Origin of the sequence: Falsiroseomonas bella, assembly GCF_003173615.1 — a bacterium.
In the GTDB taxonomy this organism is placed as follows: domain Bacteria; phylum Pseudomonadota; class Alphaproteobacteria; order Acetobacterales; family Acetobacteraceae; genus Falsiroseomonas; species Falsiroseomonas bella.
Map to the genome: position 1 here is coordinate 137,740 of NZ_QGNA01000006.1, position 22,838 is coordinate 160,577.

A 22,838-nucleotide genomic window follows, 5' to 3' on the forward strand; every position below is an offset into this window, starting at 1 on the left:
CAGCCTCGTCGGGTAGCCCTCAGGCCAGCTTCAGTTGCGCGGCCGGGGGCAGGAAGGAAGGGTCGTAGATATCCGAGGCGGACATCGGACGCGAGATGCCGAAAGCCGCCCTGACCGCATCCACGCTCGCCTGCAGGCGGGCCATGTCGACCTTCCCGAAGCCGTTCTGCCGCACATGGGGGGTGAAGGTCAGTTCCTCGAGCGACATGCGCAGTCGCGCCGTCTCCAGTTCCACATTGGTCAGCGGCTCGCGGCGGCGGAGGTTGGCGATGGCTGCAGCCGGATCGGCCAGGCTGTCGTACTGCGCGCGGATGAGCCCGGAGATCAGCGCCGTGACCGCGCGCGGATTCGCCTGCGCGAAGCGGCGGCTGGTGATCATGGACGTGGCGTAGAAGTTCGCCCCGACATCGCTGTAGCGCATCGTCACGATGTCCTGGTCCGCGATGCCAAGGCCCCGCAGCGAGAAGATGCCGGAGGTGATGAAGCCCGTGATCGCGTTCGCGCGGCCCTGCGCCACCATCGGTTCGCGCAGTTGCGGCGTGACGGACTGCCAGCGAATGGTGGAGGCGTCGATGCCGGCTGCCCGGGCGAAGGCGGGGAAGAGCTGGCGGCCCGCATCGCTCTCCGGCGAGGCGATCAGCTTGCCCTCGAGGTCCTTCGGCGTGCGGATGTTTTCGCGCCGCAGCGTCATTACCGCCAGTGCGGTGGCGTCATAGACCAGGAAGGGCGAGAAGAGATCCACCTCCGGCCTTTCCAGGCGCATGCGGATGGTGGGGTTGATGTCCGCCACGCCGACATCGTAGGCGCCGGAGGAGATCTTCACCGGGACGTCGCCGGAGCCGAAGCCGCGGTCCATCGTGACGTTCAGACCGGCCTCCCGGAAGTATCCGCGGTCCAAGGCGAGCAGGAAGGCGGCCTGCGGACCCTGGAATGCCCAGTCCAGAGTGAAGCGGATGTCGAGCAATTGCTGGGCGTGCACCGCGGGCGCGGCGAGGCCGGCAGCGGCTGCCCCGAACAGGGCGAGGGTCTGGCGACGGCGCATGATCTGGGCTCCCGGGCGGCTTCTTCGGATAAAATTCCAGGCCTGCCTAAGCAAAGCCCGGACCACTCCGCACGCATGCTTCTGGCCGCGCTGTCGTGCCGCAGGCGCACGGAAGATGTGCAGAATGCCCGAAGACTGGGCGCGCCGACGCCGCCATCTCGGCCTGTGCCGCCTTGCGGTGCTGGTCCGCCGCTTGCAGGGTATTGGCCGCGCATGCCGTGCGCCGCGCACCGTGTGGTCCGCGCAAGGAAGGAGTTCCGCCGCGATGCTGCAGACCGCGACCCCGCTGCTGCGCCGCTTCTGGTATCCCGTGATCCCGTTGGTGGACCTGGCCGACGGCCCCAAGCCGTTCACGCTGCTCGGACAGAACCTCGTCCTGTGGGTGGACGGGGAGGGGCGACCCGCGGCGATGGACGACCGGTGCTGCCACCGCACGGCAAAGCTTTCCAAAGGCTTCTACAGCAATGGCTGGCTGGCCTGCGGCTACCATGGCTGGGAGTTCGCCGCCGATGGCCGCGTGATGCGCGTGCCGCAGCGCCCCGTTGACCGGCAGGGCGCCACAAACATGCGCGTGCCGTCCTACCGGGCGGAAGCGCGCTACGGCTATGTCTGGGTCGCGCTCGAGGATCCGCTCTTCGACATCCCCGACTTCGAGGAGGAGGCCGAGGGGTTCCGGCGCATCGACGAGTTCTACGAGGTCTGGAACTGCGCCGGGCTGCGCGTGATGGAGAACAGCTTCGACAACGCGCATTTCGCCTTCGTCCACCGCGCCAGCTTCGGCGACCAGGGCCATCCCGAGCCGGCGCGGAGCGAGGTGGAGGAGTATCCGGACGGTTTCCTCTTCGTCACGGAGGTCCCGGTGCGCAACCCCGAGATCCAGAAGAAGGTGCTGCGGATGGAGAGCGACACCACGGTCCGCCACATGCGCGGCCGATGGTACATGCCATTCCTGCGCAAGCTGCGCATCCGCTACCCCAATGGGCTCAGCCACTCGATCGTCACCGCCGCGACGCCGATCGACGACCAGCGCTGCCAGATCGTGCAGTTCGTGTATCGCAACGATACCGAGGCGGACGCGAAGGCGGCCGACATCATCGCCTTCGACCGACAGGTGACGGAGGAGGACCGCGAGATCCTCGAGAGCACCGACTGGGACGTGCCGCTCGACCAGGCCGGCATCGAGATGAACATGCCGAGCGACCGCCCTGGCGTGCTGATGCGGCGCATGCTGCTGCAGGTGCTGCGCGAGCGGGAGGCCGGCGTGAAGGCCGCCGCCGAGTAGTGGCGGTTGCCCTCCCCCGCCGGGGGGCGGGGGAGGGCTTTCCGGACCTTCGCCTACAGGCCGGCCTGGCTCACGAACTTCGTGTTCAGATAGGCCTCGATCGCCTCCGACCCGCCCTCGGAACCGTAGCCGGAGTCCTTCACGCCACCGAAGGGCACTTCCGGCAGCGCCAGGCCGAGATGGTTGATCGTCATCATGCCCGTCTCGACCTTCGCCGCCACGGCATTCGCGGTCTTGGCGCTGCGCGTGAAGGCATAGGCGGCCAGGCCGAAGGGCAGCCGGTTCGCCTCCTCGACCACCTCGTCGAACTCCTTGAAGGGCGCGATCATGGCGAGGGGGCCGAAGGGCTCCTCGTTCATCATCCGCGCGTCCTTGCCGACGCCGGTCAGCACCGTGGGCTGATAGAAATAGCCCTTGTTGCCGATGCGCTCGCCGCCCGCATGCACCTCGGCGCCACGCTGCCGCGCATCGGCGACCAGCCCTTCGACCCAGGGGACGCGGCGGTCATGCGCCAGCGGGCCCATCTGCGTGCCCTCCGCCATGCCGTCGCCGACCTTCAGGCCCTTGGCCACGGCCACGAACTTCTCCACGAATGGCTCGTAGAGCTTCTCCTGCACCAGGAAGCGGGTCGGCGAGACGCAGACCTGTCCGGCGTTCCGGAACTTGGCGCCCGCGAGTGTCTTCACGGCCAGGTCGAGATCCGCGTCGTCGAACACGATGGCGGGCGCATGGCCGCCGAGCTCCATCGTGACGCGCTTCATATGCGCACCGGCCAGCGCCGCCAGGTGCTTGCCCACCGGGGTGGAGCCGGTGAAGGTCACCTTCCGGATCACCGGATGCGGAATGAGATACTCGCTGATCTCGGCGGGCACGCCATAGACCAGGTTCACGACGCCCGCGGGCAGGCCTGCATCCACGAAGGCCTTGACCAGCATCGCCGGCGAGGCCGGCGTCTCTTCCGGCGCCTTCACGATGATCGAGCAGCCGGTCGCAACGGCAGCCGAGAGCTTGCGGACCACCTGGTTGATCGGGAAGTTCCAGGGCGTGAAGGCGGCGACCGGCCCGACGGGCTCCTTCACCACCAGCTGGTAGACACCCTCGGCCCGCGCCGGCACGACGCGGCCATAGGCGCGCCGCGCTTCCTCGGCGAACCAGTCGATGATGTCGGCGGCCGCCATCACTTCGATCTTCGCCTCAGGCAGCGGCTTGCCCTGCTCGAGCGTCATCAGCCGCGCGACCTCGTCGGCGCGGGAGCGCAGGATGTCTGCGGCCTTGCGCATCAGCTTGGCGCGGTCGAAGGCCGAGACCTTCTTCCAGGTGGCGAAGCCCTTCTCGGCCGCGGCAAGCGCCTCGTCCAGGTCGTCCTTGCCGGCATGCGCGACCTGGCCGATCACCTCTTCCGTGGCAGGGTTGAGCACGGGGATCGTGCGGCCGGAGCGCGCGGCCCGCCACGTCCCGTCGATGTAGAGCTGCGTGTCTTGATACATCCGCGTTTCTCCTGGCGTTCGGCGCGCAAACTATTCCGATGCGTCGGCGGCGTGAACCGTCGGGCTCAGCTGTTCGGCCCCCGCTCCATCGCATAGGGCTGCCAGCGTCGCAGGCCGGAGCCTGGAAGCACGGTCGGGTTGACGCAGCTCATGGGCCAGCGGCCGGAGAGCACCAGCGCCATCTCCTGCCCCGCGCGGCGCTTTCGCGCCTCGTCGAAGCGCGCCGAGGCGGAGGCGTTGTGCGGCGAGAGGATGACATGCGGCATGCCGATCAGCGGGCTGTCCTTCGGCAGCGGCTCCACCTCGAACACGTCGAGACCGGCGCCGGCGATCTGCCCCGATTGCAGCGCGGCGACCAGCGCTGCCTCGTCCACCGTCGGGCCTCGGCCCGTATTGATGAAGATCGCGGTCTTCTTCATGCGCGCGAAGTGCTTCGTGGTGAGCATCCTGCGCGTATCCGCCGTGTCTGGCGCGTGCATGGAGACGAAATCCGACTCGGACAGCACCTGGTCGAGGCTCGCCGGCACGACGCCGAGCGCGGACATGGTCAACTCGTCCACGAAGGGGTCATAGGCAACCATGCGCAGGCCGAATGCCTTGGCGCGCATGGCTGTAAGGCGGGCGACGCGGCCGAAGGCGACGAAGCCGAGCGTGCTGCCCATCAGCCGGGGGATCTTGAGAAGCTGCGGTCGGCCCTCGCCCCAGCGCCCCTCGCGCACCATCCTGTCCTGCTCGATGCAGCGGCGATGCGTGGCCAGCAGCAGCATCATCGCGTGGTCGGCGACTTCCTCGATGAAGGTGTCGGGGCAGTTGGTGACGGCGATGCCGCGCGCGGTCGCCGCGGGCACGTCCACATAGTCCACGCCGACGGTCGCGCAGGTGATGACCTTGGCCTTGCTCAGCGCCTCGATCATGCGCGCGGTGAATTTCATTCCCTTTGCGTAGACGGCATCGGCCAGCGGCGCCGCCGCGATGAAGGCCTCCTCGTTCGGGGCGCATTCGACGATCTCGGCGCCGAGCCGCTCCAGCGCTTCCATCTCCAGGTCGTAGCCGCCACCCGCCACGGTGAAGGACGCCCCCGCGGGCGTCAGGATCCTGGGCCGTTCCATCGCTTCCCCCATTCTTGCCGTGGCGCGACGTTGCTCTAGGCTTCGCGCGCCGACAAGGGGAGGGCGCGATGGCGCGGTTGCATGGCAAGGTCGCGTGGGTCACGGGCGCGGGCAGCGGCATAGGCGAGGCCGCCGCCCTCAAGCTGGCCGAGGAGGGTGCCGCCCTCGTGCTGACCGGCCGCCGGAAGGCGCCACTGGAGGCGCTGGCGGCGCGCATTGCGAAGGCCGGCGGCACAGCCGAGGTCCAGCCGGCGGACCTGATGGACCCCGAGGCGGTGAAGGCCGTCGGCCACTTCATCGGGCAGCGCTTCGGCCGGCTGGACATCCTCGTCAACAATGCCGGGCTCAACATCACGCCGCGGCGCTGGTCCGTGCTCAGCACGGAGGGCGTGGACGAGCTGGTCCGAGGCAACCTTTCCAGCGCGATGTACTGCGTGACCGTTGCGCTTCCCTTCATGCGGGCGCAGCGGGACGGCGTGCTGATCCACACGGCCAGCATGGCGGGCCGCAACGTCTCGCCGCTCAGCGGGGCCGGCTACACCGCGGCGAAGCACGGCGTGGTCGCCATGAGCCACAGCATCAACATGGAGGAATGCGTCAACGGCATCCGCAGCTGCGTCGTCTGCCCCGGCGAGGTCGCGACGCCGATCCTCGACAAGCGGCCCAACCCAGTCAGTGCGGAGGAGCGGGCGAAGATGGTGCAGAGCGAGGATGTCGGTGACCTGATCCGCTACGTCGCCTGCCTGCCGCCCCATGTGACAATCAACGAGGTGTGGATCACGCCGACCCACAACCGCAGCTACGTGGCCGCCCTGGAACGTAAGCTCTAGCGGCGGCCTGCGACCGGCGCGGCTATTCCTTCACCGCGCCGGTCAGCGAGGACACGTAGTAGTCCACGAAGAAACTGTAGAAGATCGCCACGGGCAGCGAGCCCAGCAGGCTGCCCGCCATCAGCGCACCCCACTGATAGACGTCGCCGGTGACCAGTTCCGTCAGGATCGCCACGGGCACCGTCTTGCTCTCGCTGCTCTGGATGAAGGCGAGCGCGTAGATGAACTCGTTCCAGGACAGGGTGAAGGCGAAGATGCCCGCGCTGATCAGGCCCGGCACGGCCAGCGGCAGCGTGATCTGGCGGAGGATCTGCAGGCGCGTCGCGCCGTCGATCAGCGCGCATTCCTCCAGCTCGTACGGGATCGACTTAAAATACCCGATCAGCAGCCAGGTGCAGAAGGGGATCAGGAAGGTCGGATAGGTCAGGATCAGCGCGAAGGGCGTGTCGAACAGGCCGAGCTGAACCACCATCGTCGCGAGCGGGATAAACAGGATCGAGGGCGGCACGAGATAGGCGAGGTAGATCGCGAGGCCCACATACTGGCTGCCCCTGAAGCGCAGCCGCTGGATCGCATAGGCTGCGAGCGTCGAGGCCAGCAGCGACAGGAAAGTGGAGGCGACCGCGACGAGCATCGTGGTCCACAACCACTTCGGATAGGCTGTGTTGAACAGCAGGTGATAGACGTGCTCGAGCGTCGGCGAGCTGATCCAGAGCGGGTTGTGCTCGGCGAAGTTGTAGAGCTCCGCGTTCGGTTTGAAGGCCGTCACCGTCATCCAGTAGAAGGGAAAGAGCAGGATGAACAGGAAGCAGGCGAGCGGCACGTAGAGCAGCACGACGCGGCGCGTCTTGCTGTCCCAGGCCATCTGCTCCGGCGCGGCGGAGGCGGTGTTGGTGTTCCCGGGGCTGGCGGCGACGTCCGACATCAGTCGTTGCTCTCCCCTTGCTGCCACTTGCGCCGGGCGAGCGCGAAGTAGCTGAACAGCGTCGCGAAGACGAGGAAGGGGATCATCGCCACCGCGATCGCGGCACCCTCGCCCAACTGGCCGCCCGGGATGCCGCGCTGGAACGCCAGCGTCGCCATCAGATGCGTCGAGTTCACCGGCCCGCCTCGCGTGATCGAATAGACCAGCTGGAAGTCGGTGAAGGTGAAGATGATGGAGAAGGTCATCACGATCGCGAGGATCGGCATGAGCATCGGAAAGGTGATGTGGCGGAAGCGCTGCCACGGGCTCGCCCCGTCCAGCAGGGCAGCCTCGTAGAGCGAGGGCGAAATGGTCTGCAGCCCCGCCAGCAGCGAGATCGCCACGAAGGGAATGCCGCGCCAGATGTTTGCGGCGATCAGCGACCAGCGGGCGGACCAGGGGCTGTTGATGAAGTCCACGGGCGTCTCGCGCAGCCCCATCTCCATAAGCGCCCAGGAGATGATGGAGAATTGCGGGTCGTAGATCCACCAGAAGGCGATCGCCGAGAGCACCGTCGGCACGATCCACGGCAGCAGGATGATGGCGCGCAGCAGCGACTTCATCGGCAGGTGCTGGTTCAGCAACAACGCCAGCCAGAGCCCGAGAGCGAATTTCCCGACCGTCGCGACGGCGGTGTAGAACACACTGTAGAACACCGCGCTCCAGAAGATCGGGTCCTCGAACAGGAACTCGAAATTCTCGATCCCGATCCACACCCCGGGCCGGCCGATCGTCTGGTCCGTGAAGGCGAGCCAAACGCCGAGACCGAGCGGGTAGGTCAGGAAGGTCATCAGCAGCCCGACCGCGGGCAGCAGGCAGACGACGATCAGAAAGGCCTTGTTGTCGAACAGCCGCGCAAGTGCGCTTGGCTGCTGGCGAACCTTGGTCCAGGCGGTCGAGGCCGCGGCTGTCGACATCTTTCGATCCCGGCTGATGGCGGCGCCCACTCGGGCGCCGCCGGTTGGATCAGCGGCGGCGGAAGTAGCGCTGCGCGCGCCGCTCCGCCTCGGCCGCAGCGGCCTGCGGCGTGGCCTGGCCGGAGGCGACGGATGCGCACATCTGCACCATCACGTAATCCGCCGTCGCGGCCACCGAACCCTCCGTGATCGGCCCCTTGTAGCCGTTCCAGAACGGGTTGTTCATCGTGTCGCGGAACACGCTGATCTTGGGGTCGCTGGACCAGACGGCACTCGCCGCATAGGCGTTCAGCGGCTGCGACCAGTAGCCGATGTTGGCGCGCAGCCACGGATCGTACTGCTCCACTTCCATCAGATACATCAGCAGCGCCTTGGCGGCATTCGGGAAGCGGCTGTGCCTGAACACCATGGCGTTCAGGGTCAGGCCGGCATTCGGCACCGCGTTCAGCGTGCCCTTCGGCATGGGAGTCATCTGCGTATCCTCGGCGATGGCGGCGGTCGCCGGGTCGTTCTTCAGCGAGAAATACAGCGAGACGCCATTCTGCGTCAGGAAGCATTCCTGAGCGGAATAGGCACGGTTGTTGCTGATGTCGCCCCAGGCAAGCGTGCCTTGCACGAAGGTGGGGTAGAGCTCGCGCAGGTAGTTCAGCGCGTTGATCGTCTGTGGGCTGTTGATGGATACATTGCCCTGCTCGTCCGTCAGCGATCCGCCGAAGGACCACACCAGCCAGTTGGCAAAGGCGTTCCCGTCGCCGACGGCGTTGCCGAGGGCGAAGCCGGCCGGCTTGTTGATGCGCTTCAGTGCCTGGCAGAGGCGCAGAAAGCCCGCATGGTCGTCCGGCACGCTGTCGAACCCGGCCTCCCGCAGCGCAGAGGTGCGCCAAATGGCTGGGCCGCCGGAGGCGCCGAAGGGCAGGGCGATCCAGCGATTCTGGCGCCGGCCATAGGCCTGCGCCAGCGGCCGCCAGCCGCCATACTTGGTGCCGAGATAGTCTGCGACATCCGTCATGTCGTGGATCTTGTCGGCGAAGAGGTGCGGGCCAGCGTCGAAGCCGATGATGATGTCGGGGCCGGCTCCGGTGTTGGCGGTGACGGCCGTCTGCTGCGTGATGTCTTCCCAGCCCACGAAGTCGACGCGGACCTGGATGCCGTGCTGCTGCGCAAAGCGCTCGCAGTTGGCCCGCCACACATCCTCGTCCGGCTGCACGAAGCGCACGGGCCGCAGCATCCGCAAGGTTGCTCCGCGCTCGATCGGCAGGTTCGGGGGCGTCGCCGGCTGGGTCTGGATCTGTGCCGAAGCGCTGCCGGCCGCCAGGGCGGCACCGCCGGCCGCCAACGCAGCGCGACGCGTGATCAGATGTGCCATGTGTCCGTTTCCTCCTTATCGGATTTCAGTTCAAAGCCTTCGGCCATCGGCGCCGAACAGATGCACGAGCGACAGGTCCGGCTTCACCCGGATGGTCTCGCCTGGGCGGCCCGTGATGCGTTCGCGGAAGGCGCCGACCAGCGGTGTCTCGGCGATGCGCATCGCAACCTGCGTCTCCGAGCCCGTGGGCTCTACCACCACGAGTCGGGCTTCGATGCCGTCTTCCGCCAGCACAAGGTGCTCGGGCCGGATGCCGTAGGTGGCGACATTGGCCGGCGTCGCCGGTGGAAGCGGCAGCAGCGCGCCACCCTGGGCGCGGAAGCCGCCATCGCTGATCTCTCCAGGGACCAGGTTCATCGCGGGGCTGCCGATGAAGCCAGCGACGAACGTGTTGGCAGGCCTGTCGTAGAGCGCCAGCGGCGCGCCGGCCTGTTCGATGCGGCCAGCGTTCATGACCACGATCTGATCCGCCATGGTCATCGCCTCGATCTGGTCGTGGGTGACGTAGATCGTGGTGGTGGCCAGCCGCTGCTGCAACTCGCGGATCTCCGAACGCATCTGCACGCGCAGCTTGGCGTCCAGGTTGGAAAGCGGCTCGTCGAACAGGAAGACCTGAGGGTGGCGCACGATGGCGCGGCCCATAGCCACCCGCTGGCGCTGGCCGCCGGAAAGCTGGCGCGGATACCGGTCAAGCAGCGCGTCCAGGCCGAGAATCTTCGCTGCGCGCTGGACCTCCTCTTCCATGACCTCGCGCGGGGCCTTCGCCAGCTTCATCGAGAACGCCATGTTCTCCCGGACGGTCATGTGCGGGTAGAGCGCGTAGTTCTGGAACACCATGGCGATGTCGCGATCCTTGGGCGGCACGGTGTTCACCACCCGGCCACCGATCGCTATCTCGCCACCGCTGATGTTCTCGAGGCCCGCGATCATGCGCAGCAGCGTGGACTTGCCGCAGCCCGAGGGGCCAACCAGCACCACGAACTCGCCATCCCCTATCTCGACATTCACGCCGTGCAGGATGGGCGTGCTGCCAAAATTCTTTCGCGCGTCCCTTACCGAGACCGTGGCCATCCATTGCCTCCCCGGCGGCCCCGGCCGGGCTGCCTCTTCTGGGAGGCTAACAACCGATTGCATGGCTGCGCAACCGGACCTCTCATGCCGCCCTGTCCGACACCGCTGGACCACCCAGGCATCGAGGGCTAGTCGGAAGGTCTGGCGACTGTCGGAAGGATTGGATGGCGCACGCCTCTCGTCGGCTCGCAGCCCTGCTTGCCTCGCTGACGGCGCTGGGACCGCTTGGGGTGGACATGTATCTGCCCGCTTTCCCCGCCATGGCTCTCGACCTGTCTGCGGACCCGTCCGCCGTTCAACGGACGCTTGCCGCCTTCCTCTTCGGCATGGCTGCCGGCCAGCTTGTTGTCGGGCCGCTGTCCGACCGGTTCGGCCGCCGCTCGCCGTTGCTCGCAGGCCTTGCGCTGTTCGCGTTGGCCTCTGCCGGCTGCGCGTTGGCCGCTTCGGCCGAAGCGCTCGCATGGCTGCGGCTGGCGCAGGCTCTCGGCGGCTGCGCGGGAATGGTCGTCGCGCGCGCGGTCGTGCGCGATGTGGCGGATGAGCGCGAGGCGGTCCGCATGATGGCGACGCTCATGCTGGTCATGGGCGCGGCGCCGATCCTCGCCCCGATGGCGGGCGGCCTGCTTCTGGCGGCCTTCGGCTGGCGGTCAATCTTCTGGGCGCTTGCCGCCTATGCCCTGGCAGCGATCGTGCTGATCGCCGTCGCGTTGCCCGAAAGCCTGCCGCCCGAGCGGCGCCGCCGGCAGGGTCCTGGCGCCATCGTGATCGTTTACGGACAGATCCTCCGCGACCGGCGCTTCCTCGCTCACGCACTGGCGGGCGCGTTTCCCATGCTTGGCCTCTTCGCCTACCTCACCGCATCGCCGCAGGTCCTGATGGGGCTGCATGGCCTCTCGCCTGGCGAATATGCGGTCGCCTTCGGCAGCAACGCCTTCGGGCTGATCCTGGCGAGCCAGATCATTGCGCGTCTGGTCCGGCGCGTTCCGCCCCCGCGTCTCATCGTTGCCGCCTTAACTGCCTGCGCCGTCGCAGGCGTTTCCGTTCCGCTGGCCGTTGCCAGCGGTGGCCTGTGGCCGCTGCTTCTCGCGCTGTTCGTATTCCTCTCGGTCATGGGGGCCGTGCTGCCTCTCGCTTCCGCGCTCGCGATGGCGCCTCTCGGGCACGTGGCCGGCAGCGCATCGGCGCTGATCGGCACCCTCCAGTTCGGCGGCGGCGCGGCGGTCGGTCTGCTGATCGGCGCCGTCGGTGCAGGCTCCGCCTGGCCGATGGCGCTTCTGCTCGCCTGCGCAGGCATGGGCGGGCTTGGCCTGCACCTCGCCTTGCGCCGGTAGCGCCGCGGATCAGTCGCGCAGGAGCGATTCCGCGGCGGCCACGACCTTTGCGGCATCCGGCTTCAGCGCGTCCTCCAGGGGTGGGGCGAAGGGTACGGGAACCCGCGGCTGTCCAAGCCTGGCAACGCGCCGCAGCGCGCCGGGCCCCAGGCGTTCCACCACGCGTGCCACGACCTCGCCGCCGAACCCGCCCGTCGTCACCGCCTCATGCACCACCAGCAGTCGTCCCGTGCGTGCGGCGGAGGCGCAGACGGCATCTTCGTCCCACGGCCAGAGCGTCCGGAGATCCATCGCATCGGCGGAAATGCCCCGCGCCGCCAGTGTCTCGACCGCTTCCTCGACGATCGGCACGGCCGCCGACCAACTGACGATCGTCAGATCCTTGCCATCCCTGATCTTGCGGGCCTGACCGAAGGGAAGGGGCGCGATGATGTCCGCCAGCGCGCCGCGCCGCGGGAACAGGTTCTTCGGATCGAAGAACAGCACCGGGTCGTCGCTGCGGATGGCGGAAACCAGCAGGCCCGCCGCGTCGGCCGGTGTCGCAGGCACCGCGACGACAACGCCCGGGATATGCGTGAACCAGCTCTCCAGCGTCTGCGAGTGCTGTGCGGCGGAGTTGCGCCAGATCCCGTGCGGCATGCGCACCACGACGGCCGGCTTCGCCTGGCCGCCGAACATGTAGCGGATCTTTGCGATCTGGTTCACCAACTCGTCCATCGCGCACATCACGAAGTCGAAGATGCGCATCTCGATGATCGGCCGCGTGCCGACGAGCGCCGCGCCAAGCCCCGCACCCATGATGGTGCTTTCCGAGATCGGCGTGGAGACGACGCGCTGCGGTCCGAATTCCTCCACGAACCCGCCATACTGGCCGAACAGTCCGCCGCGTGCGACGTCCTCGCCCAGCACCCAGACCCTGGGATCACGCCGCATCTCCTGCAGGGCGGCGAGGCGCACCGCCTCGATCAGCGTTACGTCTGCCACGTCAGACCGCCTCCTGCGCGGCGCCGATGTCCTGCACGTCCTCCCAGGCCGTAGCGAGATCCGGCCATGGGGCGGCGAGCGCGGCGCTGCGCGCGGCAGACATCTCGGCCCAGGCATCGCCTTCGATGGCGTCCAGCGCCTTCATCGCGGCGCCCTCCGCCAGCAGCCTCGCGCGAAGACGGAGGATCGGCTCATGCGCCCGCGCTGCCTCCACTTCCCCCGCTTCGCGCCAGCGGGCGGGATCGGTGCTGGTGTGCCCCATCAGACGGTAGGTCGTGGCGTGCAGCAGCCGCGGCCCGCCGCCGGCCCGAATCTCCGCGATCAGCCGTGAAGCCGCGTCGTCCACCGCGGCCGCATCGTTCCCGTCCACCGAGACGCCCGCGACGCCAAGCGCCTCCGCGCGCGCGAGCACGCCGGCGCCGGCGGTCACGCTCTCCGCCCGCGTGAAGGCGGCGACGCCATTGTCCTCGCAGACGAAAAGCACCGGGAGGTCGTAGAGCGACGCCCAGTTCAACCCTTCGAGAAACGGGCCCCGATTGATCGCACCGTCGCCGAAGAAGCAGCAGACGATCGCCGAGGAGCCGAGCATCCGCAGACCCTGCGCCGCGCCGACGGCGATCGGGATGCCGCCCGCAACGACGCCGTTGGCCCCGAGCATGCCAACGGAAAAATCGGCGATATGCATCGAGCCGCCCTTGCCGCGGCAATGCCCCCCGGCCCGGCCGAACAACTCCTCCATCATGCCGGCCACCCCGGCACCCTTGGCCAGTGCATGCCCGTGGCCGCGGTGGTTGGAGGTGATGCGGTCGTCGGCCTGGAGGTTGAGACAGACACCCGTGGCCACGGCTTCCTGGCCGATCGAGACGTGCAACGGGCCTGGGATCTCGCCGGCCCGGTGCGCGGCCAGCGCGGTCTCCTCAAAGGCGCGGATGCGGCACATGGTGGCGTAGAGCGCCAGCAGCCTCGCGCGATTGTCGCCGCTCATCCTGTCGGGCGCTCCCCCTCAACCAGCCCCTCTTGCCGGGGGCTTGCGGAGCATGCGTCAGCGGGCGAAGGAATCAAGACGGGGAGGGCATTCCGATGGGCGCGGACGCGCTGGTCCTGGACAGCGTGACGCATCTGCCGGCGGATGCCGCCGGCCGGGCGGCGCTCTGCGCCAGCCATGGCGGGGTCTATGCGGCGTGGTATGCGGCGCGCCGCGGCGTCTCGGCCGTGATCCTGCATGATGCCGGCGTGGGTCGGGAGCAGGCGGGGATCGGCGGGCTGGCTTGGCTGGCGGAGCGCGGCGTGCCGGGGGCCGCGGTGGGCCACATGACGGCGCGGATCGGTGAGGGCGCGGACATGCTCGTCCGCGGACGGCTTTCCTTCGTGAATCTCCCGGCAGCCGAGCTGGGCCTGGCGCAGGGCATGGCGGCCACCGACGCTTTACGGATCCTGGCGCAGGCTGCTCTCCCGCCCGCCGATGCGAGTGGCGACATGGATGAGGCGCGGCGCGAGATCGAAGGCGCGGGCCGCGGCGGCGTCCGGGTGATCGCGCTGGATTCCAACGGGCTGGTGGCGTCTTCCGACGCCGGGCACATCGTCGTCACCGGCTCCCATGGCGGGCTGCTGGGCGGCAGGCCGGAGACGGCGGTGAAGGCCTCCGTCCTCGCCGCGCTATACAACGACGCAGGGATCGGGGTGGACCAGGCCGGCATTTCGCGGCTGCCTGCGCTGCAGGAACGCGGTATCGCAGGCGCCTGCGTGTCCTGCTTCTCGGCACGCATCGGCGATGCGATGAGCACGTGGCAGGACGGCACCATCTCGGCACTCAACCCGCTCGCCGCGGCGCGCGGCGGGCGCATCGGTCAATCGGCGCGTGAGCTCGTCGCCGCCTTGCTGGAGCATGTGTAGATGTCCTCGAACGCCACGCGGCGGATGACCGGCGGCCAGGCGCTGGCCGAGATGTTGAAGCTGCACGAGGCCGGCCCGATGTTCGGCATGGGCGGCTTCCAGCTGCTGCCCTTCTATGAAGCTTGCCGGGCGCTCGGCGTGCAGCACATGCTGATCAACGACGAACGCTGCGGCGCCTTCGCCGCGGATGCCTACGCCCGCGTGACCAACAAGCCCGGCCTGGTGGACGGCACCCTTGGGCCGGGGGCGACGAACCTGGCGACCGGGCTGGCCGAGGCGTTCAATGCCGGCATGCCGATGGTCGCCATCATCGGCGACGCCAACCGGACGCATGCCTGGAAGAACATGACGCAGGAAGCGCGGCAGTTCGACGTGTTGCGCCCGCTAGTGAAGGAGGCGATCCGCGTCGAGGTCATCTCGCGCATACCCGAGCATCTTCGCCGTGCCTTCGCGGTGGCGACAAGCGGCCGGCCGGGCCCCGTGCTGATCGCCGTCCCTGAGGACATCGCGCATGGCGAGCATGACTTCGACGCCGCCGATTTCTGGGTGGACCCCGGCACGCTGCGTGCGCAGGCACGTCGCATGCGACCGGATCCGCAGGACTTGGCGCGCGCCGTCGCGATCCTGGCCAAGGCGGAGCGGCCGATGGTGCTGGCCGGCGGTGGCGTCCATATCTCCGAGGCGCAGGACGCGCTGACCCGCTTCGCAGAGGCGCAGGGCATCCCCGTTGCGCACACCATGTCAGGCAAGGGCGCCATCGCCTGCACGCATGCTCTGTCCGCCGGCGTCTTCGGACGGTATTCGCGGATCGCCAACGACCTTGTCGCACAATCCGATTGCCTTCTGGTGGTCGGCTGCAAACTTGGTGAAATCGCCACCAAGCGCTTCACCCTGATGCCTGCTGGCGTGCCGCTGATCCATGTGGACGTGCTGCCGGAGGAGATCGGGCGGACGACGCGCACCGATGTCGCTCTCGTCGGCGATGCCCGCGCGACGATCGAGGATCTGGCCGAGGCCCTGCGTGACGGCGGCAAGCGTGTGGCCGCGCGTGCCGGCTGGTGCGCGGAGGTGCCGAAGCGCATGGCCGAATGGCGAGCGGGCGCGCGCGAAAGGCTGGAATCCGTCGAATCGCCGATCAATGTCGGGCGCCTCCTGGGCGAGCTGAACAAGGTGATGCCCGAGGATGCCGTGCTTGTCGCCGATGGCGGCTTCGCGGCGCATTGGGGGGCGCTGTTCTTCGACACCAAGCGGGCCGGCCGCGGCTTCGTCGCGGATCGCGGCTTCGCCTCGATCGGCTACGGCGTGCCGGGCGGCATCGGCGCGCAGCTCGGCGTGGGCAAGGGGCGCCGTGTCGTGTCGCTGACCGGGGATGGCGGCTTCAACATGTCCATGGGCGAGCTGGAGACGGCGCGCCGCGCGGGCGCAGCCTTCGTCTGCTGCATCTTCAACAACGCCGCATCCGGCTATGTGAAGGCGCTGCAGCACGCCGTCTATGGTGCGGGGAACTATCAGTCTTCCGATCTTGTCGAGATCGACTATGCCGCCGTGACGCGCGCCATGGGCTGCCACGGCATCCGCGTGACCGATCCCGAGAAGCTCGCCGGCGCGCTGCGCGAGGGACTGGAGAACACCGATACGCCGACCGTCCTCGACATCGTCGTCACGCGGGACCCGGCGAGGATGCTCCCGGCGGCGGACAACCGCACGCTCAAGGTGCAGAAGGGCGACAGGCCCGTCTGATGCCGGGACTCGCGACAGCCGCCAATCTCGGCCGCCTGCTCACGCAGACGGCGCGTCGCCTGCCGGATGCGCCGGCCTTGATCTGGCGCGACCGCAGCTGGAGCTTCGCCGAGCTCGACGCGCGGGTGGACCGGCTCGCGGCTGCGCTGCGTGGCCTCGGCGTCGGCATGGGCGATCGCGTGCTGGTCCATTCACGCAACTCGAACCGCATGTTCGAGAGCATGTGGGCCTGCTTCAAGGCGGGCGCCGTCTGGGTGCCGACGAACTTCCGGCTGACGCCGAACGAGGTCGCCTATCTCGGCGCATCCTCGCGCGCGGTCGTGATGCTGCGCGACGAGGGCTTTCGGGGCCACGCCGAAGCGGTGCGCGCCGCCTCGCCCCATCTGCGCCATGTCATTGCGATGGCCGAGGACCGTACCGAGGACGAGCTCGCCTACGAAACCCTTCTCGTCGCGAATGCGCCGACGATGCCGGATGCCGAGACGCCCGTCGCCTATGATGATCCCTGCTGGTTCTTCTATACCTCCGGTACCACCGGCCGGCCGAAGGCGGCGGTGCTGACGCATGGGCAGATGTCCTTCGTCGTCACCAACCATTTGGCCGATCTGATGCCGGGCACGACCGAGCGCGACGCTTCGCTTGTCGTCGCGCCGCTTTCCCACGGCGCGGGCATCCACCAGCTGGCGCAGGTGGCTCGCGGGGCCGTCACCGTACTGACCGCGTCCGAGAAACTCGATCCAGCCGAAGCCTGGTCCCTGGTCGAGGCGCATCGCGTGACAAACATGTTCACCGTGCCGACGATCCTGACCGCGCTCGTGCGCCATCCGGCGGCGGACGTGCACGACCATTCCTCGCTGCGCCACGTCATCTATGCCGGCGCTCCGATGTACGACGCGGACCAGGCGGAGGCGCTGGCGAAGCTGGGGCCATGCCTGGTGCAATACTTCGGGCTGGGCGAGGTGACCGGGAACATCACCGTCCTGCGCCCGGACATGCACACGCCGGAGAATGCCGGGTCATGCGGCATCCCGCGCACAGGGATGGAGGTCGCCATCCTGGCCGAGGACGGCACGCGCCTTCCGCCCGATGCGGTCGGCGAGATCTGTGTCCGTGGTCCCGCCGTTTTCGCCGGCTACTTCGAGAACGAGGAAGCCAATCGCAAGGCCTTCGCCGGCGGCTGGTTCCACACCGGCGACCTCGGGAGAATGGATGCGCGGGGCTTCCTCTGGATCACCGGCCGGGCCTCCGACATGTACATCTCCGGCGGATCGAACGTGTATCCGCGCGAGGCGGAGGAGGCGATCCTGACGCATCCGGCCGTCGCGGAGGTCGCCGTCGTCGGCATGCCGCATCCGAAATGGGGGGAGGCCGGCGTCGCCTGCGTCGTCGCCCGCGCCGGCATGGCCGTCACCGAGCCCGAGCTGCTTGCGCATCTCAGCGATCGCATTGCGAGATACAAGCAGCCGCTGCGCGTCGTGGTCTGGGATGCGCTGCCGAAATCCGGCTATGGAAAAGTGCCGAAGAACCTGGTCAGGGCGCGGCTGGCGGAGCAGGGCGTGGCGTTCTAGCCTTCCAGCGAAGGAGCAAGCCGATGTCCGCCACGCTGTTCGAGAACGCCCGGGTCCTGGACGGCACCGCCGAGGACGCGGTGGAGGGCCATGTCCTGGTCGAGGACGGGCGCATCAAGGAGGTGTCCGACAAGCGGATCTCCACGGCCTCCGCTCGCCGGCTGGACCTGCGCGGGCGCACGCTGATGCCCGGGCTCATTGACGCGCATGTGCATGTCATCGCGTCGGAGGTGAACCTGGCGCGGCACGCATTGCTGCCCGATGCGCTCGTCGCCTTCCGCGCGGCGAAGATCATGCGCGGCATGCTGATGCGCGGCTTCACAACCGTGCGCGACCTCGGCGGCGCGACACAGGGCTTGCGTGCCGCGCGGGACGAAGGCCATTTCGACGCGCCCCGCATGGTGCTGTGCGGCAAGGCGATCTCGGCGACAGGCGGTCACAGCGACGGCCGCGGGCGCTGGGACAATCGCGACAGCTACTGGCTCGAGCAGCGTCTCGGCGCGCTGGGTCGGCTCGCCGACGGTGTGGATGCTGTCCGCCGAGCCTGCCGCGAGGAAATCAAGGCCGGCGCGGACTACATCAAGATCATGGCCAATGGCGGCGTCGCCTCGCCGACCGACCCGATCGCCTTCCTCGGCTACTCCAAGGATGAGATCCGCGCCGCCGTCGAGGAGGCGCAGATGGCGCAGACCTATGTCGCTGCGCATCTCTATACCGACGAAGCGATTTCACGCGCTGTCGAGTGCGGCGTGCGCAGCCTGGAGCATTGCAACCTCATCGAGGAATCCACGGCCCGCAAGGCGGCCGAGGCCGGTGCCATCGCCTGTCCGACGCTCGTCACCTACCAGGCGCTGAAGGATGAAGGGGCTTCCCTCGGTCTGCCGCCGGAGAGCGTCGCGAAGATCGACACCGTGCGCCTCGCCGGACTCGAGAGCCTTGAGAAGATGCGTCGCGCAGGCCTCACCATGGCGTTCGGGACGGACCTGCTCGGCGAGATGCATCGCCATCAATCTGAGGAATTCGTCATCCGCGGGCGGGTCCTGCCGGCGATCGAGGTGATCCGCAGCACGACCATGCACGCGGCGAAGCTTCTGCGGATGGAGGGGCAGATCGGTGTCGTCGCACCCGGCGCCTTTGCCGATCTGATCGTCGTGGAGGGCGACCCGCTGAAGGATCTGTCGCTGCTGACAGGACAGGGCAGGCACCTGAGCGCCATCATGCTCGATGGGCGCTTCGTGAAGGAATCGCAGTAGCAGCGACACGGTGTTGGCCTGCGGCAGGGGAGGGCCCCAGCACCCGTGATCAAGCCCGAGGACCGGCTGCTGCACGCGCCCCTGCCGCTGCGCCCGCGCCTGGACTGGCCGGGCGGCGCGCGGCTCGCCGTGTGGGTGTGCCCGAACATCGAGCATTACGAGTTTGAGCCGGCGCTGATCCGCGAGCGCGATCCCTGGCCGCGCACGCCGCATCCGGACATCCTCTCCTACGGGCTGAAGGATTACGGCAACCGCGCAGGCGTCTGGCGCGTGATGGAGGTTCTGGATGCGCACGGCATCCGCGGCACCGTTTCGCTCAGCATGGCGGTCGGGGACATGTTCCCTGAGGTCCTGGACGCCATCCTGGCCCGCGACTGGGACGTCTTCAGCCACGGCCTCTACAACACGCGCTACCACTGGGGCCTGGACGAGGCGACGGAGCGCGCCGAGATCGGCGCCAGTGTCGAAGCGTGGCGTCGGCTGACGGGGCGGCAGTTGCGGGGCTGGTTCTCGCCCGCCGGCTCGAACACGCTGCATACCCCCGACCTCGTGGCCGAGGCTGGCATCTCCTACATCTGCGACTTCTATCACGACGACCAGCCGACGCCGCTCCGCGTGCGCCAGGGGCGCCTGATCTCGCTGCCGTACCAGATGGATCTGAACGACGCGGTGATGATCGCCGCGGGCGCGGCCGAGGGTGAGGAGTTCGCCACGGCCGCGCGCGACATGTTCGACACGCTCTATTCCGAAGGCGAATCGCAGCCGCGCGTGATGTGCATCGCGCTGCACCCCTACATCATCGGGCGGCCACACCGGATCCGCTTCCTCGACCAACTCCTGGCCCATATCCGCCGGCATGACGATGTCTGGTTCGCCACGGGCGCGGAAATAGCGGATTGGTATCTCACAAGGCATTACGATGCGGCGGTCGCCGCGGCTGCCCGATGATCCCGCCGCGCGGCTCCGACCACGCGATTCATTCCTTCCTGCCGCAACATGCGAGGCGTGACTTCCGCTGGCCCGGCGGCAGGCGCGTTGCAGTCTATGTCCTCCTTCATCTCGAGCATACCGAGATCGTGCCGCCGGACGGTGCCCATCGGGATCCGCGCTTCCGGGGCGCATTCTTCACGGGCACGCCTGACTGGCACACCTATTCCTATCGCGAGTACGGCAATCGCATCGGTGCCTGGCGCATCCTGGATCTGCTGGACTCGCTTGGCATGCCCGCCAGCGTTGCCGTCAATCTTCTCGCCGCCGAGCGTCACCCGGAGCTGATCGCCGCCTGCGCGGCGCGGGGCCATGAGCCGGTCGTGCACGGAATCTCCGCCAGCCGCATGATGACCTCGCGAGCGAGCGAGCCAGAGGAGCGGGCCTGCATCACGGCGGCACGTGACGGTCTTGCGCGCCTCTGGCCGGGTGCGACGGGCTGGCTCGGCCAGGATCATGGCGCGACGCCTCACACCACGCGGCTGCTGGCGGAGGAGGGCTTCGCCTTTTCACTGGACTGGCCGAATGACGACGAGCCCTATCTGCACGCATCGGGTCTGCTTGCGCTGCCGCCGCCTGGCGAATGGGACGATGTGCAGACGCTCTGGCTGCGTCGCGTGCCGGTTTGGCGATGGCCTGACCTGGTCCGCGACCCCCTGGATCGGCTGCTGAGCGAACCGCGCGGAGGGCGGGTGCTCGGGATCGGCGTGCATCCCTGGATGCTCGGCGCGCCGCACCGCATCCGATACCTGCGAGAGTGCCTGCAAGATCTGGCGGCGCGCGAGGCGGTCCACGTTTCCACCGCCGGAGAGCTGGCGCAGCACGCGCGCGAGGCGCTGCAGCCACCGTAGAGCCCTGCGGCACATCCTCCGGCGCTGCCGGCGCGCGTCGCTTTTTTCTGGCGGGCGCACGCGTCTGCGGTATCGTTCCTGCACGGGTCCCTGGCCCGACCGGGGATGCCGCCCAAGAACGAAGGCCGATCTCGGATCGGCCACGGAGGAAGGCGCAACATGTCCGACATCTCGAAGCATGGCCCGCGCTGTGCCGCGCTGATCGGCCCCTACGGCAGTGGCAAGTCCGCCTTGTTCGATGCCATGCTCGCGGCAGCCGGGCAGGCGACACGCCGTGCGACGAACGGGCGCGCCCACGTCCCTGGCACGGAGATGCGCGTCGCGCAGACCAGCTTCCTCGGCGATGTCTGGACATTGCTGGATTGCCCCGGCTCGATCGAACTCGGGCATATCTCGGCCTGCGCCCTGGCAGTCGCGGACATCGCCGTCATCGTTGTCGAGGCCGATCCGGCCCGCGCCGCCATGGCCGCGCCTTCGTTGCGCATGGTCGAGGAGGCCGGCATTCCCGCGCTTGTCTTCGTGAACAAGCTCGACGCCCTGGGCGGCCCCATACGTGACAGCGTGGCCGCGCTGCAGGAGCATGCGCGCCGGCGCCTGCTGTTGCGCCAGGTCCCGTGGCGCGAAGGCGAGCGCATCGTCGGCTATGTCGACCTCATCACGGAGCGTGCCTGGCGCTGGCGCGACGGCGCGGCTTCGGAACCAGCTCCGTTTCCGGAGGCGATGCGCGGGCGCGAAGCGGAAGCGCGCGCCGCTCTTGCTGAGGCGCTCGCCGATGCCGACGATTCCCTGCTGGAGGCCATCGTCGAGGACCGCACGCCGGACGCCGTGGCCCTGTATCGCCCTCTGCACGCCGAGGAAGCCGCCGGCCGGGCGGACGCCGTGCTTCTGGGCGCGGCGGAGCACGCAGCCGGCGTGCGTCGCCTCTGGAAGGCCATGCGGCACGACGCGCCGGATGTCGTCGAAACCGCGGCGCGTCACGGCGTCGAAGCTGCGGGCGACGCATTGGCGCAGGTGTTCCGCACCGTGCAGGCCGGTCATGCCGGTCGGCTGTCCTATGTGCGGCTCTGGCGAGGCTCGCTCCGAGACGGCGGCAGCCTCGGCGGGCAGCGGGTCGGCGGTATCTGGCGCTTCCCGGGTGGTGAAGCGACCAAGACGGCGGAAGCCGTCGCCGGCGAAGTCGTCGCGCTCGGCCGCCTCGAGGCTGTGGCGACGGGGGACACGCTCGGTGGCGAGGCCATTGCCTTCCCGTCGCCGCCCGCACCCACCTACGCGCTGGCAATCGAGCCCATTGACCGGAAGGACGAGGTGAAGCTCGCGGCCGCCCTTGCGAAGCTGGTCGAGGAAGACCCCTCGCTGACCGTCGACCAGGTCGCGGAAACCGGCGAGACGGTGCTGCGCGGACAGGGAGAGCAGCATCTCCGCGCGGCCATCGAGAGACTCTCCACGGCCATCCGCCTGGAGACCCACCGTCCGCAGGTTCCGTTCCGGGAGACCATCCGGCGCGAGGTCCGCCAGCACGCGCGGCTGAAGCGCCAGACGGGGGGACATGGACAGTTCGCCGACGTGACGATCGAGGTCGCGCCCCGGCCACGCGGCGCCGGCTTCAGCTTCGTGGACCGGATCGTCGGCGGGGCGATCCCGCGCAAGTTCATCCCCGCCTGCGGCGAGGCCGCCGAGGAAGCGGCGAGGAAGGGACCGCTTGGCAACCCGGTCGTCGATATCGAGGTCACGCTCGTGGATGGCGGCTTCCACAGCGTGGACAGTTCGGACATGGCCTTCGCAACGGCCACCCGCATGGCGGTGCAGGAAGCCCTGGCGAAGGCCGATCCGGTCGTTCTTGAACCGGTGGAGCATGTGACGGCGCTCGTGCCCGCCGCCTTTACCCCCGCCGCGCAGCGCCTGTTGAGCGGACGCCGCGGGCAGATCCTGGGCTATGCGGAGGTGCCCGACCGCCCGGGCTGGGACCAGGTGGAGGCGATGGTACCGGCGGCCGAACTGCACGACCTGATCCTGGAGCTGCGCGGGCAGACCCTTGGCCTTGGCACCTTCCGACATCGGTTCGACCATCTGGCAGAGGGCCGGTTACGGCAGGGTTGATGTGCCACCGTTCGTCAATGTAAACGTCATTCTAGGATTGCAGACCTGTGTTTAAGGTCTGCAGAG

Annotated in this window: 19 protein-coding genes; 10 read left to right on the forward strand and 9 right to left on the reverse strand. The window is 68.6% G+C overall.

The genetic code is table 11. From position 1 onward, the window contains the following. Positions 1 to 19: 19 nt before the first annotated feature. Complete coding sequence (locus DFH01_RS24010; RefSeq protein ID WP_109873052.1) at positions 20 to 1,042, reverse strand: ABC transporter substrate-binding protein; 1,023 nt, start codon at positions 1,040 to 1,042, stop codon at positions 20 to 22. 265 nt (positions 1,043 to 1,307) lie between these two features. On the opposite strand from DFH01_RS24010, the gene DFH01_RS24015 reads away from it, so the two are divergent. Continuing rightward, positions 1,308 to 2,324: an aromatic ring-hydroxylating dioxygenase subunit alpha gene (locus DFH01_RS24015; protein ID WP_109873053.1), complete on the forward strand. Its 1,017-nt coding sequence runs from the start codon at positions 1,308 to 1,310 to the stop codon at positions 2,322 to 2,324. Positions 2,325 to 2,377: 53 nt separating this feature from the next. On the opposite strand, the gene DFH01_RS24020 is transcribed toward DFH01_RS24015, so the two are convergent. Continuing rightward, entirely contained in the window at positions 2,378 to 3,811 is a 1,434-nt protein-coding gene (locus DFH01_RS24020; protein ID WP_109873054.1) for an NAD-dependent succinate-semialdehyde dehydrogenase, read from the reverse strand. 65 nt (positions 3,812 to 3,876) lie between these two features. Next, positions 3,877 to 4,920 carry a C-terminal binding protein gene (locus DFH01_RS24025; RefSeq protein ID WP_109873055.1) on the reverse strand — a complete coding sequence of 348 codons (1,044 nt, stop codon included), beginning with the start codon at positions 4,918 to 4,920 and terminating at the stop codon, positions 3,877 to 3,879. A 68-nt stretch (positions 4,921 to 4,988) separates the two neighbouring features. Between DFH01_RS24025 and DFH01_RS24030 the strand changes: the two genes are divergently transcribed. Beyond that, the gene (locus tag DFH01_RS24030) at positions 4,989 to 5,750 is read left to right on the forward strand and encodes an SDR family oxidoreductase (RefSeq protein WP_109873056.1); all 762 of its coding nucleotides are present in this window, start codon (positions 4,989 to 4,991) and stop codon (positions 5,748 to 5,750) included. 22 nt (positions 5,751 to 5,772) lie between these two features. Here the strand turns inward: DFH01_RS24030 and DFH01_RS24035 are convergent, their stop codons facing one another. Genes DFH01_RS24035 through DFH01_RS24050 form a run of 4 tightly spaced genes read right to left on the reverse strand, consistent with a single transcriptional unit; the run spans position 5,773 to position 10,068 of the window. Next, positions 5,773 to 6,675, reverse strand: a complete 903-nt coding sequence (locus DFH01_RS24035; protein WP_109873057.1) for a carbohydrate ABC transporter permease — start codon at positions 6,673 to 6,675, stop codon at positions 5,773 to 5,775. Next, positions 6,675 to 7,631 (reverse strand): carbohydrate ABC transporter permease, encoded by a 957-nt coding sequence (locus DFH01_RS24040; protein ID WP_109873058.1) that lies wholly within the window; start codon positions 7,629 to 7,631, stop codon positions 6,675 to 6,677. The genes DFH01_RS24035 and DFH01_RS24040 overlap by 1 nt, the downstream gene beginning before the upstream one ends. A 49-nt stretch (positions 7,632 to 7,680) precedes the next feature. Continuing rightward, entirely contained in the window at positions 7,681 to 8,997 is a 1,317-nt protein-coding gene (locus DFH01_RS24045; protein ID WP_109873059.1) for an ABC transporter substrate-binding protein, read from the reverse strand. Positions 8,998 to 9,027: 30 nt separating this feature from the next. Next, positions 9,028 to 10,068 carry an ABC transporter ATP-binding protein gene (locus DFH01_RS24050; RefSeq protein WP_109873060.1) on the reverse strand — a complete coding sequence of 347 codons (1,041 nt, stop codon included), beginning with the start codon at positions 10,066 to 10,068 and terminating at the stop codon, positions 9,028 to 9,030. A gap of 164 nt (positions 10,069 to 10,232) precedes the next feature. Here DFH01_RS24050 and DFH01_RS24055 point away from each other — a divergent pair, with 164 nt between their 5' ends. Beyond that, a complete protein-coding gene (locus tag DFH01_RS24055; protein WP_109873061.1) occupies positions 10,233 to 11,399 on the forward strand; it encodes a multidrug effflux MFS transporter in 1,167 nt (388 codons plus the stop codon). Between the two features lie 9 nt (positions 11,400 to 11,408). Here the strand turns inward: DFH01_RS24055 and DFH01_RS24060 are convergent, their stop codons facing one another. Beyond that, positions 11,409 to 12,383 (reverse strand): alpha-ketoacid dehydrogenase subunit beta, encoded by a 975-nt coding sequence (locus DFH01_RS24060; RefSeq protein ID WP_233256258.1) that lies wholly within the window; start codon positions 12,381 to 12,383, stop codon positions 11,409 to 11,411. 1 nt (position 12,384) lies between these two features. Next, on the reverse strand, positions 12,385 to 13,368 hold the full coding sequence (locus DFH01_RS24065) for a thiamine pyrophosphate-dependent dehydrogenase E1 component subunit alpha (protein WP_109873063.1): 984 nt from the start codon (positions 13,366 to 13,368) through the stop codon (positions 12,385 to 12,387). Positions 13,369 to 13,463: 95 nt separating this feature from the next. Between DFH01_RS24065 and DFH01_RS24070 the strand changes: the two genes are divergently transcribed. The 7 genes from DFH01_RS24070 to DFH01_RS24100 all read left to right on the forward strand — a co-directional run bounded on the left by DFH01_RS24070 (position 13,464) and on the right by DFH01_RS24100 (position 22,772). Beyond that, positions 13,464 to 14,276 carry a hypothetical protein gene (locus DFH01_RS24070; protein ID WP_109873064.1) on the forward strand — a complete coding sequence of 271 codons (813 nt, stop codon included), beginning with the start codon at positions 13,464 to 13,466 and terminating at the stop codon, positions 14,274 to 14,276. Further along, a complete protein-coding gene (locus DFH01_RS24075; protein WP_109873065.1) occupies positions 14,277 to 16,016 on the forward strand; it encodes a thiamine pyrophosphate-binding protein in 1,740 nt (579 codons plus the stop codon). It abuts the gene before it with no gap. After that, positions 16,016 to 17,584: an acyl-CoA synthetase gene (locus DFH01_RS24080; RefSeq protein ID WP_109873066.1), complete on the forward strand. Its 1,569-nt coding sequence runs from the start codon at positions 16,016 to 16,018 to the stop codon at positions 17,582 to 17,584. The genes DFH01_RS24075 and DFH01_RS24080 overlap by 1 nt, the downstream gene beginning before the upstream one ends. A gap of 23 nt (positions 17,585 to 17,607) precedes the next feature. Continuing rightward, a complete protein-coding gene (locus DFH01_RS24085; RefSeq protein ID WP_109873067.1) occupies positions 17,608 to 18,837 on the forward strand; it encodes a metal-dependent hydrolase family protein in 1,230 nt (409 codons plus the stop codon). Between the two features lie 45 nt (positions 18,838 to 18,882). Then, entirely contained in the window at positions 18,883 to 19,785 is a 903-nt protein-coding gene (locus DFH01_RS24090; protein ID WP_109873068.1) for a polysaccharide deacetylase family protein, read from the forward strand. Further along, on the forward strand, positions 19,782 to 20,675 hold the full coding sequence (locus DFH01_RS24095; protein WP_109873069.1) for a polysaccharide deacetylase family protein: 894 nt from the start codon (positions 19,782 to 19,784) through the stop codon (positions 20,673 to 20,675). Before DFH01_RS24090 ends, DFH01_RS24095 begins: the two co-directional genes overlap by 4 nt. A 159-nt stretch (positions 20,676 to 20,834) precedes the next feature. Then, on the forward strand, positions 20,835 to 22,772 hold the full coding sequence (locus tag DFH01_RS24100; RefSeq protein WP_109873070.1) for an elongation factor G: 1,938 nt from the start codon (positions 20,835 to 20,837) through the stop codon (positions 22,770 to 22,772). Positions 22,773 to 22,838 lie beyond the last annotated feature (66 nt).